General features: G+C 36.5%; 14 protein-coding genes. 1 reads left to right on the forward strand and 13 read right to left on the reverse strand.

The genetic code is table 11. The features are described 5' to 3' along the window. Positions 1-204: 204 nt before the first annotated feature. From R3X26_RS11935 to R3X26_RS11990, 12 genes are all read right to left on the reverse strand, one after another. The gene (locus tag R3X26_RS11935; RefSeq protein ID WP_317717547.1) at positions 205-1,350 is read right to left on the reverse strand and encodes a glycosidase; all 1,146 of its coding nucleotides are present in this window, start codon (positions 1,348-1,350) and stop codon (positions 205-207) included. A gap of 119 nt (positions 1,351-1,469) precedes the next feature. Beyond that, positions 1,470-2,462, reverse strand: coding sequence for a glycoside hydrolase family 130 protein (locus R3X26_RS11940; RefSeq protein WP_317717548.1), 993 nt, complete (start codon positions 2,460-2,462; stop codon positions 1,470-1,472). A gap of 64 nt (positions 2,463-2,526) precedes the next feature. Then, positions 2,527-3,891, reverse strand: coding sequence for a phosphomannomutase (locus R3X26_RS11945; RefSeq protein ID WP_317717549.1), 1,365 nt, complete (start codon positions 3,889-3,891; stop codon positions 2,527-2,529). Between the two features lie 245 nt (positions 3,892-4,136). After that, entirely contained in the window at positions 4,137-5,141 is a 1,005-nt protein-coding gene (locus tag R3X26_RS11950; RefSeq protein ID WP_317717551.1) for a LacI family DNA-binding transcriptional regulator, read from the reverse strand. A 226-nt stretch (positions 5,142-5,367) separates the two neighbouring features. Beyond that, positions 5,368-6,450, reverse strand: a complete 1,083-nt coding sequence (locus R3X26_RS11955; RefSeq protein ID WP_317717552.1) for a sn-glycerol-3-phosphate ABC transporter ATP-binding protein UgpC — start codon at positions 6,448-6,450, stop codon at positions 5,368-5,370. A 13-nt stretch (positions 6,451-6,463) separates the two neighbouring features. Beyond that, positions 6,464-7,675, reverse strand: coding sequence for an AGE family epimerase/isomerase (locus R3X26_RS11960; protein WP_317717553.1), 1,212 nt, complete (start codon positions 7,673-7,675; stop codon positions 6,464-6,466). 13 nt (positions 7,676-7,688) lie between these two features. Next, a complete protein-coding gene (locus R3X26_RS11965) occupies positions 7,689-8,288 on the reverse strand; it encodes a DUF624 domain-containing protein (protein WP_317717554.1) in 600 nt (199 codons plus the stop codon). 2 nt (positions 8,289-8,290) lie between these two features. Beyond that, a complete protein-coding gene (locus tag R3X26_RS11970) occupies positions 8,291-9,241 on the reverse strand; it encodes a carbohydrate ABC transporter permease (protein WP_317717555.1) in 951 nt (316 codons plus the stop codon). Between the two features lies 1 nt (position 9,242). Then, positions 9,243-10,115: a sugar ABC transporter permease gene (locus tag R3X26_RS11975; RefSeq protein ID WP_317717556.1), complete on the reverse strand. Its 873-nt coding sequence runs from the start codon at positions 10,113-10,115 to the stop codon at positions 9,243-9,245. A gap of 552 nt (positions 10,116-10,667) precedes the next feature. Next, entirely contained in the window at positions 10,668-11,654 is a 987-nt protein-coding gene (locus tag R3X26_RS11980) for a zinc-binding dehydrogenase (protein WP_317717557.1), read from the reverse strand. Between the two features lie 136 nt (positions 11,655-11,790). Continuing rightward, a complete protein-coding gene (locus R3X26_RS11985; protein ID WP_317717558.1) occupies positions 11,791-12,303 on the reverse strand; it encodes a lactoylglutathione lyase family protein in 513 nt (170 codons plus the stop codon). 258 nt (positions 12,304-12,561) lie between these two features. Further along, a complete protein-coding gene (locus tag R3X26_RS11990) occupies positions 12,562-13,458 on the reverse strand; it encodes an AraC family transcriptional regulator (protein ID WP_317717559.1) in 897 nt (298 codons plus the stop codon). A gap of 52 nt (positions 13,459-13,510) precedes the next feature. Between R3X26_RS11990 and R3X26_RS11995 the strand changes: the two genes are divergently transcribed. Further along, positions 13,511-14,881, forward strand: a complete 1,371-nt coding sequence (locus R3X26_RS11995; RefSeq protein ID WP_317717560.1) for an MATE family efflux transporter — start codon at positions 13,511-13,513, stop codon at positions 14,879-14,881. A gap of 1,028 nt (positions 14,882-15,909) precedes the next feature. Here R3X26_RS11995 and R3X26_RS12000 read toward each other — a convergent pair. After that, positions 15,910-16,905, reverse strand: a complete 996-nt coding sequence (locus R3X26_RS12000) for a ParB family protein (protein ID WP_317717561.1) — start codon at positions 16,903-16,905, stop codon at positions 15,910-15,912. Between the last annotated feature and the right edge of the window lie 9 nt (positions 16,906-16,914).

Genomic DNA, 16,914 nt, shown 5'->3' on the forward strand with positions numbered 1-16,914 from the left:
ACAATCGTAACGTTACGATATTGATCGAGGTTTTATATTTATTATTGAACTATTTCTTAATATGAGAGTTAATACACAATATTAAAATATAAAGAAAAAATGACCCTATACGCACTTCAAAGTTTAAGGGTAAATTAGATATGGCTCACAATACAAATATATAAACAGCCAGATATTAACCTGACCATTTATATATTTTATCAATTAATTAAATTTGAGATTTTTATTTATAAGGTCAATTCTTTGTGATACGCAAGCTGCGCTTGTTAATGGATCTTCAGGAGTGTTAATTACATAATCAACAAGTTGAGAAACCGTAGTCGTCAATACATGGCATCGAGTATCGGATGAAGCGTAATATATATATACATCGCCATTATCACGGGCTATTAAGCCATTACTAAATACTACATTTGATACATCTCCAACTCTTTCCTCTCCTTCTGGCGCAAGAAAATAGCCACCAGGTCTGTGGGTAACTTGCAGAGGATCGTCAAGCGAAGTCATGAAGCAGTACAGAACATATCTGAGTCCTGCTGCAGTATTTCTTACACCGTGTGCAATGTGCAGCCAACCTTCATTTGTCTTGATTGGAGCTGGACCCTGACCATTCTTTGATTCTTTAATGGTATGGTAGGTCTTAGGATCAATTACATACTCCATATCGACGACAGCATTAACCATATCATCAGCATAACCCATACCGATACCACCACCAGTACCAGCCTCAATAAAGCTATCTTGTGGTCTCGTATATAGAGCGTACTTTCCTTGTATAAATTCCGGATGCAATACTACATTTCGTTGCTGAGCCGATTTTGTTTTAAGGTCCGCCAGACGTTCCCAGTTTTTCAAGTCAACTGTACGTACTATCCCACACTGAGCAATTGCCGCGGATTCATCACCAGGCGCAGCATCTGGATCTTTACGTTCCGTACAAAATAAACCGTAAATATACCCATCTTCATGTTTTACCAAACGCATATCGTAAACATTAGTATCTGGTTCGTCAGTTTCTGGTATGACACAAGGTTTCTCCCAAAAACTAAAGCCATCGACGCCAGTATCACTTTCTGCCACTGCAAAAAATGACTTTCTATCATTTCCTTCTACACGAGCTACAAGATAAAACTTTCCATTTAGTTCAATCGCGCCAGGATTAAGAACAGCGTTAATCCCTAATCTTTCCATTAAAAATGGATTGGTTTCAGGATTGAGGTCATAACACCAAGATAATGGTGCGTGTTTAGTTGTTAAAACTGGATTTTTATAACGAAGAAAAACACCATTTCCAGGGAGTAATACTTCATTTTTAACAACTGAATTTATATTAAATTCAGTTTGTAACAAAGATAATCTTTTAGAAAAAATAGTCATAGATATTAATAAGATTTATTTAATCTTATCCTCAAAATTAAATACTAATTTGAATGTAGTTAAATTAAAAAAATAACGATACGATTTAAGAGCTAAAACACTTCTGATTTAGTTTTAAGTTCAGTAATAACATCTTCAACTGTTGTATAAGCTACCGCAGAATAGGTATCCGCAGCACCATAATAAACTGCAATTCTTCCTGTATCTGCATCTGCAAGCGCAGCACAAGGGAAAGCAACATTAGGTACGAACCCTGTTGTTTCATAATGTTTTTCTGGCGTAAGAATATAATCGCGAGTTCGGTAAAGAACCTTCCAAGGTTCATCAATATCAAGGAGAGCAGCTCCCATACTATATACAAAACCATTACATGTGCCTGAGACACCATGATAAATCATTAACCAACCTTCAGATGTTTCAATAGGGATAGGTCCAGCCCCAATTTTTGTACCTTGCCACCAACCATTGCCACCTTTCCCCATAACATGGCGATGTTTACCCCAATACTCCATATCATTTGAATGACTCAAGAAAATATCGCCAAAAGGAGTATGACCTGAATCAGAAGGACGATTTAACATGACAAACTGCCCATTTATTTTTCTCGGAAACATCACTCCATTTCGATTAAATGGCACGCAGGCATTTTCGAGGCGCACGAAAGTTTTAAAATCTGTCGTCATACCTACGCCAAGCGTCGCACCATGGTCATCTGTACACCAAGTAACATAATAAATACCATCGATTTCTACGACTCTAGGGTCATACGCGTAAGTTGGTTGAAAGTCTTCCCCATTCTGATCTTTCCATTGAATAGGGCTTGTATCAAACTCCCAATTTAAAGCGTCTGTAGAACGACCGACATGTAAATGAGGACGACCATTTTTGTAGTCACAACGAAACACGCCGATAAATGTACCCTCGAATGGAACAACTGCAGAGTTATAGACTCGAGCAGCCGCTGGGAATGGATTCCAGCCAATTATAGGGTTCTCACTATGACGCCACATTACGCCATCTTCACCTTCAGGTCGTTCCTGCCAAGGCATGTTAGGTATTGCTTTACCGATAATTTTTACAGACATTCAATTCTCTCCAATTTATTTGTTACTACTCCAGTTTAGAGTGGTAACCAATTTTGATTTATTCTTAAGATTCCAGTAGTTCTAAAATGTATTTAGTTTTTTCATCCACTAACGACTGATTTGCTCTTGATTCGACGTTGAGGCGTACAACCGGTTCCGTATTAGATGCTCGTAAGTTAAAGCGCCACTCATCAAACTCCATACTTATTCCATCAATCTTGTCGGTAGCTAGTGCATCAGCATAGAAATGGTCCCACACTTTTTTTACGATAGACGAAACATCATCTACCTTACGATTTATCTCTCCTGAAATAGGGAAATCACTCTGTTGTTTCTGAACAAAACTTGATAATGAAATTCCTGTTTTTGATACTAACTCGGCAATTAACAACCAAGGCAACATTCCTGAATCACAATATGCAAAATCCCTGAAATAATGATGAGCACTCATCTCTCCTCCATAGACAGCATCTTCAATACGCATTCTTTCTTTAATGAAAGCATGACCTGTTTTACTTTGAATAGCCGAACCGCCGTTATTTTTAACGATATCTATGGTGTTCCACATTAATCTAGGATCATGGATAATTTTCTCTCCAGGGAACTTGCTTAAAAATGCCTGCGCAAGCAAACCTACTATGTAATAACCTTCAATGAACTCACCACGTTCGTCAAATAAGAAACATCGATCAACATCTCCGTCCCATGCAACACCAAAATCAGCTTTATGGTCAATGACGGCATCGATGGTTGCTTGACGATTTTCAGGTAATAAAGGGTTAGGAATGCCATTAGGAAAATTTCCATCTGGATGATGGTTCACTTTGATCAAATTGAACGGTAAATAAGGCTCTAAATTATCTAACATATGGCCAGCGGCCCCATTTCCCGCATTCACTACTATTCTAAGTGGCGCAAGATCTTTCCTATCGATGTAGCTCAATAAATGTTCAGTATACTCTTTTGATATGTCGTAACGATTCGATTTTTTAAGGTGTAAATGAGTATCTTTGGACGGAATATAGCCATTTTTCTCAACCAACGACTTAATGTCATTTAATCCAGAATCACCACTTATAGGCTTTGCATTTTCCCTAACTAACTTCATACCGTTATATTCTTTAGGGTTGTGGCTCGCCGTTACCATAATACCACCGTCCAAATCTAAATGATTAGTCGCAAAGTATACCTCTTCAGTACCTACAAGCCCTAAATTCAATACTTCTGAACCACCATCTATCAAACCTTCACTTAACGCTGATGTTAATTCTTCACTACTAAGCCTAATATCAAAACCAACAGCCACTCGCTTAGGTTGAAGATGCTCGGCATAAGCTCTACCAATACTATATGCAACTGATACATTTAATTCGTCGGGTAATTTCCCTCGAATATCATAAGCTTTGAACGCCTGAGTTGTTTCCGTCATTGTACTGCCCCTTTAAAATCGTAACGTTACCATTTTCAGACCAAAAGAAACCTTTTTCAAGTAAAAGTAACGAATCAAATCAATAACTGTGATATCGGTAGTATTTTACGAATTAGATCTCAGGAAGACTTTTTTTTAAAATAAGACAGGAGACGACACCTCAAAAGACATCGCGCGATAAACACTGTTTATTCTTTAAGTAGGCATGTTCTTTTTATTTAATGATCACTTGCTTGATATAACGATTAACGTAAATAAATTTTTGTTTTTTCAACATATTGGAGTTTATCTATATCTTCTTCTCCTTCCATACGTTGGACTAAAAATTTAGAAAGCTTACGCCCTATGCTATGAAAGTCTTGCCTCAATCCTGGTATAGGAGGTACAAAAAAGCTGGGTAAATCACAAGTTTCTACAGCAATAATATCGATATCCTGTCCGATAACTTTTCCTGCATCTTGCACGCCAGCAATAATTCCAAGGGCAGAAATTTCTGATCCACAGATAATACCATCTGGCGAATCAGATCCCTCTACTAGCTCTTTAGTCATTTTTCTGTAATCACTAACCTCAGTATCAAAAATAATATTGTCTTCGGAAAACTCCACCCCAAACTCCATTGAAGCTCTTTTTACACCATAAAATTTGTGCCAAGAGTAAGTATAAATTTGAGAGGAACTGAGTAAGCGGATATCTGTTCGCTTGCGCTCGAACAAATATTTTGCAGCCTGATAACCAATATCATAATTATCAATATCTGCATATGGATGATTTGTTGTCATCTCAGTCTGCCCAAAAGTAACAAATGGTATATCTTGCTCGGTTAAGTAAGTGACTCGTTCGTCTTTAGTCTGAGTTAAATTAAAAATAACGCCCCCAGCAAGACTATTTTCAACCGCATATTTTACCGGAACAAGAGGGTCGACACCTGGCTCCAATGGCAAAACGGTCAGATGATAAGGTGAACCAGCTATACCAGCGGTTAAACCTTCGATAAGGGCAAGAGTCCCGACATCACCAACAATGTCACCAGATTTAGTAACAGGTAATATCGCACATATGTTGTAGTTGATGCCTGTCCGCAATCCAAGTCCTGATAAATTAGGTCTATAACCTAATTTTTTCGCGGCTTCTTTCACTTTATCTTTTGTTGGCTTCTTTACATCATCACCATCTTTCAATGCTCTGGAGACCGTTGTAACTGAAAGTCCAGTATATTCTGCGATCGTTTTAAGGGTAGCCTTTGCCATCTTTTCTTATCTCACTGGAGGTTGTCGTAACGTTACAAAAAGTGTCTCATTCATCACTATTCAGTACAAGTATAAATTAGTGTTACATTTGCTTAAGTGATAAAAATCAAATTATTACAGATAGGTAAAGTTATATACGAATAAATGATAGAATTTTGTTTTTTTGATAAAAAACCAAGATAAGAACCCGTTCATATAACGATATAAACGGGTATTTTCCTACAAACTAAATGCGTTCTTCTGTCGCCGCACAAAACAGTGACACGTTCTGTAAGTTGATATGTAATGGTAATTGCATATCATTTTTTATACTAATATTAGCATCTAACTTCGCTCTTAGTGCTTGCCCAAAGAGATCTAACTCTGCAAGTGTTTCTGCCCCTGTCATTTCAAATGCGTTGACCTTAAGTTCTATTTCAAAATGACTATTTAATGGCGATTGAGTCACATGTTCTGGCCTAACACCAAGCAGTACTTTTCTGTCTTTAGTTGGGGTATCTTTAAATGCATAATCGCCAACAGGGATCCATATATCACCTACCATCACCCCCCAACGCTCTTCTTTTTGCAACAATGTTCCTTTTAATAAATTTATTTGGGGTGAACCGACGAATTTGGCGACAAATACGTTTGCTGGTTGATTATATATTTCATAGGGTGAACCAATCTGTTGTGGAATACCTTTATTCAATAAGACAATCTTTGTAGCCAGTGTCATCGCCTCTATCTGATCATGTGTTACATACACAATTGTTGAATCCAATTCATTGTGGAGTTTTTTAAGCTCTAATCGCATCTCAGCTCTAAGTTTGGCATCTAGATTCGATAGTGGTTCATCAAATAAAAAGACCTTGGGTTGCCTCACCAACGCTCGCCCAATTGCAACACGTTGACGTTGACCCCCAGATAACTGAGCAGGCGTACGATCCAAAAGAGCCCCTATTTGTAGCAGATCAGCGACTTCTTGTACCCGCTTATTAATCTCTTCTTTTGGTTTTTTATTAATAAGCATTCCAAAGCCAATGTTTTCACGGACAGTCATATGAGGAAACAAAGCATAAGATTGAAATACCATAGCAATATCACGATCTTTAGGATCAGAAATCGTGACATCTTTATCGCCAATAATGACTCTCCCCGCAGTGACATCTTCAAGACCGGCAATGAGACGAAGTAAAGTTGATTTACCACATCCTGAAGGTCCAAGTAGAACAGTAAAACCACCCGCTTCCATTTCGAGGTCTATATCATTTAAAACAACAGTCTTACCAAAGGCTTTATTTAATTTTTTTACTTGTACAGCATGCATGATTTCATCCTCGTTACAGGGAATTTACTGGTTCTAATAGGTCTAATCGTGAATAAAGCTCTAAACAAGCTCTTCCGTTATGGTATGGACACTTCCATGGTTCTACTTTTGGTTCATTAAAGTATGGTTGGCCATTACGTTTAGTCTTCCAAAACCATTCGCCATTTTCACGGTCCAACAATTGTGATTGAATTATGTTCCAACAATGGAGCGTCGCTTGAATAAATTCTGGTTTCGGTTCTTTTTGGTAAGCATTAAAAAAACCAACCATGGCTTCTGCCTGAACCCACCAAATTCTATCAGTATCCAGTAAATGGCCTTCTCTCAATTCATTGAATACAGCGCCATCCACATCTACGCCTTCCTTTAAGGTTGTTTGCGCCATTTCTGTGGTAAGACGAAATACATTATTTGCAAATTCACGATCACTTAGCTCAGCTGCAGCTTCATCCATCAACCAAGTACCTTCAATATCATGACCATAAGATATATCGGTTGACACACACTGCCAGTCACGAGTAAAGAAAAGTCCATAATGAAGTCTTTCGTCCACGACTTTATTACAGATTAATTGTAATAAATGTTGTATTTTTTCTTCGACATATGAGTTTTTCCATGCTTTATGTAACGTAGTGTAAGCCTCCATTATATGGAGATGCGTATTCATTGACTTTTCTGCTAGTACACCTTCTGCAGTATCACAAACTAAATGATTATCAATTTCTTTCCATTCACGATCAAATGCCTCTATATAGCCGCCATTCAACTCGTCATATGAATGTTCTTCAATTAGACTGAATATTTTTTTACTTTCTTCAAGAGCCAATTCATCGCCAGAAGCCAAAAAGTATTCACTGAATGCATATATTGCAAAACCCTGATTATATATATGCTTTTGTGAATCCGAAACGTTACCATTTTTATCCAGCATCCAAAACACACCACCGAATTCTTTGTCTATGGCTTTATCCATCATAAATTGGAAGCAGTGCTTGGCCGCATTGAGGTATTTATCTTGGCCTAAGATCCTATATGCGTTAGAAAATCCCCATAATATTCGTGAATGTAACAAGACTGATTTATCAAAATCTTGATCAATCATACCTTCAAAATCTGAATAACAGTAAAAACCACCATTATCTCGATCCGCGTAATTCAACCAAAAATCAAAAATATTATCTGATACTTCAGTACATAACTGTTTTTTAAATTCATGCAGTTCCATATAACTACAACCCCTAAGTTAATAATTCTTCTTTCTCTCGCCACAGCATGGATATTCCATAAAAAAAGGCGGGAGTAACTAAATAAAATACGGTAATTATGGGCAGAACATACCCCACTACTAGCGTCACAATAAGCAGTAAAATCACGGTTATCATGACCCATTTACTATCAACGATAAGTGTTAGTGCATTTTGGATGCTTCCCTTTATATCAGTGCAATAAAAGCTCATTTGAAAAATTGCAGCTATTAATAAAATCACACCAAAACCGACTAAAGGAGCAATTGCTATTCCTAACAAAGCCCAAACACCGTCCATGTTCATGATGGTATAGTTGCTATACCAACCTAATGAAATCGTCGGTAGTAAAATAATCCACCCACAAATATTCGTATGGAAAAACTCACTTTTGAAAGACATTACAATTTCACTTGGACGAACTCTTGCCGCTCCATTTAGATACCTTCGTAACATCACACACACCACCACCGATGCAGGCAAAAATCCAAAAATAACACCGCCAATCATGGTTAATATAAACCAGCATATATTCATATAAGCTAAGCGTGACATCCAAATACAAGCAATGATTAAGGGTGAATTAGAGTTCATGTTTAACCTTTAACTGCGCCGTTAGTAACACCTGCATAAATTTGTTTCTGAAGCACTAGAAATATTACAATTGAAGGAATAAGTATAATGACGATACCAGCAGAAATCGTTGTCCATTCAGTACCAAATACCGATGTGAATTTATACAACGCTGTCGAAACTGTCACTTGTGATGCCTCTGGAAGATACAGGAGTGGGAAATAAAAATCGTTGTATATAAAAATAGTCCTAAGAATAACGATTGTTGCTATCGCAGGTTTAAGAAGCGGTAAAATAATCTTACGATAAATCAGAAAATACGAAGCGCCTTCGATTTTTGCTGCTTCATCTAACTCAACAGGTATCCCTTTCATAAATTGAAGAAAAACATAAATCATTACCACATCAGCTCCGATATAAAGAAGCACAACCGATGCTTTATTGTTAATCAAACCAAGTGTTTTAATCACTTCAAATGTTGCAACTTGTGTCGTTACAGCAGGAATAACCATAGCGATCACATAAGCCAACATGACTAATTTTTTACCTCTAAATTCAAATCGAGATAAGACATACGCCACTTGTGTACCAAAAATAATGGTAAAGATTAGTGAAATAATTAGGATGGTACCTGTATTCATCAAAGCAAGCCCTAAATCACCATCAGTAAACACTTTCACGTAGTTGGCCATATTAGCAAAACTTTCGGGAAGACCAACTTTACTGGTTGCGTAGTACTCCTCTAGTGTTTTAAACGATGCCATAAGCACTGAATACGGCGGCACCAATACAGCAATTGAAGCCACTATCAATGTCATATACTTAAACGACGTCCAAAATACCCAGTGAGGATTTGTTAAGTTCTTTTTAAACCTTTCTTTTCTTATTGTTTTTTTTGAAGCTTCGACTTTTTTTATTAACTCCTGCTCTTCAAAAGAGAGAGAAATATTTTTTGCTGTTTTGTTATTAGTCATCTTAGTGATCCTCTTTAAACAACACTTTTTGTAAAATCATAAATAACACGACTATCATCAACAACAGTATTGCCATCGCAGAAGCCAAACCAAAATCATTAAAATCGAATGCTGTTTCAAGGGTAGCCATGACGAATGTCTTAGTTCCATTCGCCCCTTTGGTAATAATCATAGGGATTTCAAAAACAGAAAGGGATCCAACAAAAGCAAGCAAAGCTTGAAGACCAATAACTAGTTTTATGGAAGGCAAAGTGATAAATCGAAATTGTTGCCACTCTGAAGCACCTTCGATTCGCGCAGCTTCATATTGATCTTGTGGAATAGACTGCAATACACCGAAAAACAAAATTAAGTTAAACCCTAAATAGCGCCATATAGATGCAGCGACGAGAGCCCAATTAACAACGTCTCGATCCATAAGCCACGGTTTAATCCACTCTTCCAGCCCGATTAATATTAAAAAACTATCAAGTGCACCATCGACTTGATAAAAAATCTGAAACACCATTGATGCAGCAACAGCATTCAATACAAAAGGAATAAATAGAAGTGTTTTAAATAAATTTCGACCTGCAAGCTTTGTATTAACAAGCACGGCAAACCATAGTGATATAGTCAACTGAATGATCGCGCCAACAAAATAATAAAGAGTGACAAGCAGTGGATTCATTTGCTCTGGCTCTTCCCATAAATAGGTATAGTTATCTAAACCAACGAAGTTTTTAACCGGCGCATAACCATCCCAGTCTGTTACACTCATATAAAATAATTGACTCGCAGGGTAATAAGAAAAAGTGAAAAGTAGAGTCAATGGTATCGCGAGAAACGCAAATACAATCAACCTTTGTTGTTGTCTCAATGAAAAATTAAACATAAAAGCTCCAAAAATTGCCATTGACTCTGTTTGCATTAGCTTATCGTTTCACTGTTCAAAGCTAACTCCTCTTTGTCATCTTGCCAAATCTTAACGTTACGATTTTTAACTAGCAATGCAAATCAAAAAAAATCATAACAGATTGTGAAAGAGATCAATTTAAAAGCAAAAAATCACTAAAAAATAGCCTATAACTACGATAAACCACATCCCCTACTCTGTTTAAAGTCAGAGATATTATTAATAATAACGTTACGATTTAATGTCACATGGGAAAATTATTTTATACGGAAAATTACAAAGCTATAGACATTATTGTCGATGAAAGTGAATTGATAGGTCGGATATCGAATAAGATAAGTTAGGTGGCAATATAATTAAATGTACGATGTAACCAAGCTAGAGCCAGCTGAGCAGGAACAACATCAATTTAGCAAAGCCCTAGCACAAGAATCAACATTATCGAATCTGACACCACTCGTACTTTGTATCGAATTATGCCAGCACCATTCATTCAAATAACTTTCATTTACTTATCCATGATTAAAGTTACTATATAAGTTTAGCAACAACTTTTCCTACGGTACGTTCAGAACGTATGCTAATAAGCTCCTCATTTATGTTATGAAAGTCGACTATTTTTAATTTAGATACTCTCAACTCCCCTTGCTCCAACAACTTTGAAACAGCTATACCTGCTTTGACTAAAGTTTGCTTCCCGTAATTACCATACCGATGCCCCGAACCTAAGCTTAATTGATGAAAACTCAATCCTTTTGAAAAAGAATTGAGATAATCCTTCGGTGATACCGTTTTAACTAATTCAACCATCTGTCCTTCATATCGAAGAGTCGAAGCTGCTAAAGTATCATAGTCTTTTCCCACACAATCGAGAGCAACATCTACACCTTCTTGGTCAGTAATTTGCATTATTTTCTCAAGGATATTTGAATCTTTATAATCAATGGCATGCGTTGCTCCTAACTTGATTACATACTCGTGATTCTTTGATGAACAAGTAGTGATTATTGTTTTTACACCGAAGTATTTAGCTATTTGTATCGCAAAGCTTCCAACCCCCCCAGAGCCACCCAAAATAACAATACTATTATGTTTCTCAATACAAAGTTTATCAACTAACGCTCGATATGCAGTCCAACCAGCGCAAGGCACAGCAGCAGCAAGTTCAGAGGGTACATTTGGATGAGGAATCATTACACGACTATCTTGTATAGCATATTCGGCAAATCCTCCTGAACTTCTAAACATATCACCATGATAAAGAACTTTATCTCCGACCTTCCAATGCTTAACAGCAGTACCGATTGAAACTACTTCTCCAGCAACGTCCAAACCACCAATAAATATATCATCAACATTATCTACATCGCTGAACCAATGATTAACTTTTGCATCAACTGGGTTAAGTCCAACGCTATGTACTTTAATTAACACATCGAATTCATTTTTGACTTTAGGCACAGGCAAATCTAGCTCTAGAAATTTATCGGTGGTGGCTTGATAAGTTATCGCTTTCATAATTAGTCTCTCAAAAATTTGACGTTGCAGGCCAGTGAGAGCAACGCCATGTTAAATTTGTTGTTTTAATAATAAGTATTAGTTCTTATAGGGATATAAAACTATTCTAATTCTCGTTGATAATAACCAATCAATTTTATTGATTATAAGCACCACTAGCATAATGCAACTCATAGCTATGACTATAAATTTCGATTACATTTCCAAATGGGTCTTCAACAAAAATCATGCGGTAAGGTTTTTCTCCTGGATAGTAATAACGAGGTTTTTCCATACGCTTCTTACCACCTGCTGCCACAATTCTCTCAACCAAACCTTCTACATCTGGGTCTTGAACACAAAAGTGGAAAACGCCTGTTTTCCAATATTCAAAGTTGTTTTCACGGCTTTCTTGTTTTTCAAATTGAAAAAGTTCTATTCCAATTCTATCTCCTGTTGACATATGAGCTATTCGCAACGCCCCCCACCCTTTACCTAAAGCATCCGTGCACATTTCCCCTATGTCGGAATCGTCTTCTACTATATCTGTCGGTTCCATGATTACATACCAACCGAGCACTTCAGAGTAAAATTTAACCGCTCTCTCCACATCTGGTACAGAAAGACCGATATGAGAAAATGTTCTTGGGTATACACTTCTTGTTGTCATTTTTAACTCGCCTTAAGTTTGATAATTACGAGATAGACAATAACAACTGAATACCAATACATTAAATTATGATTTTTTATATAAATCATAATTTAATTTTATAAACAAAAGAGATTATTTGAATTTACCATATGATTCGTTTATGAATGATTTACGATTTTTAATATAATGAATTAACTTTTTTCTACTGACAAATATATAAGTCACCGTTGTAACAACACTTTTTACCGCACCTAAACTATTGCAAATGAGAGAAACTTAAAGGTGAATATATGTCTTCCTGTATTCTCGTGGAGAACATCCATGATAAGCTTTAAACCGATGAGTAAAATTGTAAGGATCGTTATAACCAAGTCTTTGAGAAATCATACTTATCGACCAATCCTTATGATGTAATAGGTCTACAGCCTTTTCCATGCGCAATGAAATTAGTCTAGCTCTCGGTGAACAACCATACAAAGATTTAGTCAACCGATTTAATTGCTCTTCACTGATAAAACATTTAGCAGCCATATCTTTAACCGACCAAAGCATATGCAGTTGAGACTCAATCTGGTTAAACAAAACTTGAACTCGGATGATAGAAGTGGATGTTTTAGCTTCTACGCCTGTTAAAAGTCGAGAAATTTCACTAATTAATAACTTTCGATATGTTGCTCTCCCTCCTATCTCATTATGTAGTAAAACTAACATAGACCAAAGCAACTCACATTCATGAAATGGTACAACACTTTGACTGAACTGAGCCAAATAGTCCCATGGAGAATCTTTTGACATAAGCATCCAAATCATTTTCCATTCATTAGGAGTCTTATTTTCAGGTAACCCAAACCGGAACGGGAGCCCCGCAGGCAAAATAGTCAATGAATTAGGCAATATCGAAACTATGGACTCTCTGGTGATTAACTGTCCTTCCCCATCAAGTGTAAATAATAACGTATGGACATCAGCGCCTAAACGTTCTACTTCATACCCATCTTTTAATTCTGATAACCCAGCCATAAAAATCTGTTGATCTTGTAATTCAGGTAAATCAGATTGAGTGAGAAATCGCTCCTTACACCCTTGAGCCAAATATGTGTGGTCTTTCCATTCTGTCGATGGCTTTATTTCATCGACGACGGATTCGAACAGCTTTTTGTTTTTTTCTAACATGTTAAACATAAGCAACTAAGAATATATTAAATCTAAAATTACAGGAGCAATTATGACTTTACAAGTACAACCTAAAATCACTTTACGTCACATGAGCTCGAGGCTAGTAAAACTTGCATTGCCTGTAGCAATACAAAGTTCATTAGTTGCAATTCTTGCCCTCGCAGACGTTTTAATGGTTAGTGACTTTGGAAAAGAAGCTACCGCTGCTGTGGGAATTGCATCAAAATGGCACTTTGTAGCAATAATGATAATGGCAGGCCTTAGTACAGCAAATGGTACCCTTGTATCTCAATATTGGGGGAAAAAGGACAGCACCACGGCAAAAACAGTAACTTTACAAACTATCCGTATAGGGATATGGATTCTAATACCCGTTACCGTCATTATTACCATCCTTTCTCCTTTAATTATGCTATTACAAACTTCAGATGAAACCGTCATATCTCTTGGATCTGATTATTTGTGGTATAGCTTCCCTGTTTTGATTCTAACTCACATCATTATTGTTATTGAATCGAGTATGCGCTCAACTAATGACGCGATGACTCCATTTTTTATGGCTGCTATTACTGTTGTGCTAAACATATCTTTAAATTTTTGGTTAATTAAAGGTGGACTTGGCGTTGAGCCAATGGGAGTTGCTGGCGCAGCATTAGCAACGACCATCTCACGTTTTGTTCAGGTTGTTATTATGTTGAGTTACATTCAGATAAATCAACATTGGTTGATGACCAGCAAAGTTATCTCAGATCGAGAAAAAATTAGACTCTCGTTTAATAAATTAGCTGTCCCAACAACAACAAACGCTCTTGTCTGGGCAATAGGAACTCTAACCTATCAAATGATTTTTGGTCAGATGGGAACAACGGAGCTAGCTGTATTTAGTATGCTAGGTCCGTTTGAATCTTTGTGTTACTCCGTATTTTTCGGTATTGCTGTTGCTTGCTCAGTATTAACTGGACAAAGCCTTGGTAGGGAAGATTTCTTAGATGCTATAAGGATGTCACGGTTATTCATAAAACTAGTTTTTTGTATTGGGGTTTTTTTGGGAGTAGGACTCTTTATTTCAAGACAATGGCTAGTGGTATGGTTAAACTTAGACAATGCTGAATTCTATCCACTTGCACTGCCTGCAATATCAATTCTTTGTACTGTCATATGGCTAAGAATGCTTAACCTTATAATAATTAACGGGGTCCTTCGAGCCGGTGGTGATAGCAATTTTTGTCTAAAAATGGACTTCATTGCTATGTGGATAGTAGGAATTCCAATCACCGCATACGGAGCGATTATTGCTGAGTTGAACTTCACATATGTCTATTTTCTTCTAGTCTCTGAAGAAGTTGTTAAATTCTTATTGTGTTTCCATCGCTATATGAAATTAAAGTGGGTAAATAACCTCACTTTGACAAATAGTTAACAACCTCAATGGCGAAAGCTATGTAAAATTAATTTTCACAGCAATTTACAATACCATTTTCGAACTTAACGCGCCGCATTATCATCATAGGTATATTTTTGGAAACAACCCCCTTGTTTTAAAAGTTTTAATTAAACGGCAACAATTTCGGCATGCGAAGTAGGCGTTAATATTTCCTTTACACAACAAGATGTTAAATAAAGAGGCATGTATTCAATAAATAATATCATTTCCACTAATTTACTTTTCAATAGAATCCAATATCTAAAACAGAGAGTATTGCTCTATTAGCTGGGAGCCAAGATAATATAGAACTTATGCGATAATCGAAAGCTCTCTCTTGGGTTGCAGAAGAAGCGAACAATATTTTCACTGTTATTGCTTTCGTAATCGCAATTAAACGACATCCCTATGCCTAATTGGTTAAATATGCCGATGATATTCATTATTCAGTCGGCTATGATAGTCTGGTGATTCAATTAATCCCGCCCAATAAATATCTGACCATAGGAGAGTTTGGTTGAAAGTGTTGGATGAACAGCGTCGATAAAAACGATCGATTCACTTGTGGCACAGCTGGCCTTGAGAGAGTCGTAAATCTCTATCAAACTTATTGCTTTTCCTCATCAAACTTATTTGAAACATCCTTGTGTTAGTTGTGATGAAGCCACTATTCATTCCCAAAATCGTATAGTCGATGTAAAACAAATATTTAACGTAGGCGACAATTTGATAGGTATAACAATAGTTATTTTCAGTCAAGTGAACGATAAGGCACATGATTTAAGTAACAGAGTTTGTTTTGATAGCGACCATTTTCAGGTTTGAACTCGTTCATCGCGAATTGTGTTGTATTTGATTTGAAGTTCCAGCTTCTATTCATTGGTCAATGTAATCTTATGGCTAGTAGAATGATCTTCTACTTCACGAAAATAAGTATTATTTTGAAGAGAAAAGAAGGGCGCTTTTTGGAAACAACCCCCTTGTTTTAGTATATATGAGAGTAAAAATCATATTCCATTCATGAATTATTTAGACAAAGTTTCAAGTTTAGATCTAATAAATTCTTCAACTTCATGATTAAAGGTTTTACCTAATCTAGACAGTTCAATTTTCATTGTTACTCCGTCTGGGCTGATTTGAAGGCGAGCATACTTTTTCTTATCATTGAAGCTGGCAAGTTGTTTTTGTTTCCACTCATTTTTAGAAACATTAATCAATGAGTTATAACAACCTAATAAATGGTCTAATGTCGCACGTTGAATTTCATCTACGTTTTCAGAACTACAATTAAAAGACTTCATAGCATTTTCAACAAACATAGGAACATTCTGGTTTGCTTTAAGTAATGTGCGTTCAAGCTTAGCAAGACTGGCGTAAAATGAACTCGGAATACCTTCGCTATCAACAAATACGTCAATTAAACACCCATCGATTTCAGCTGCTTGAACTTTTTTTCTAACCGTCTCTCTACCGATTCCGAGTTCTTTTGCTAAATCATTAATATTATTAATATGTTTGGTATCTCTGACGAGTATAAATGTCTTTCCTTCTTCTCTCCATGACCACTTTTTCACATCCTGAGATGTTCTCATCAGTGACATGATTTGGGCGATCGTCAACTCATCATCAAAAACCCATAATGGTAAAGGTTTTTTTGCTTCAATCGCACAAAATCTACGTCTACTAGAGTCAATTAGAAGTAGACGGTTCGATTCATTATCACGAATAGCGATACCATCAACTTTTATCCCTTCTTTCTTTATTGATGGATAAATATCTCTAACAGCATGAAGGGATAGGGCAGCTTGATTTCTTATATTTAAAGGGTGCGCTATTGTTTTAGATTCTACATCCTCGGCTGAAATCACTTCATAATGAGCTTTTAATTCAACTCCATCTGAAAAAGGAAAAATCTTAGTAAGTGAATCTTGTTTGTGAGGAGCTTTTAAATTTCCTAGTCCTGAATTAGAACTATTTTTTAGGTAATCAGCTTTATTTGAATTACGTATAGGTGCCTTCATTATTTTTAC

The organism is Vibrio sp. TH_r3 (genome assembly GCF_033101115.1).
In the GTDB taxonomy this organism is placed as follows: Bacteria; Pseudomonadota; Gammaproteobacteria; order Enterobacterales; family Vibrionaceae; genus Vibrio.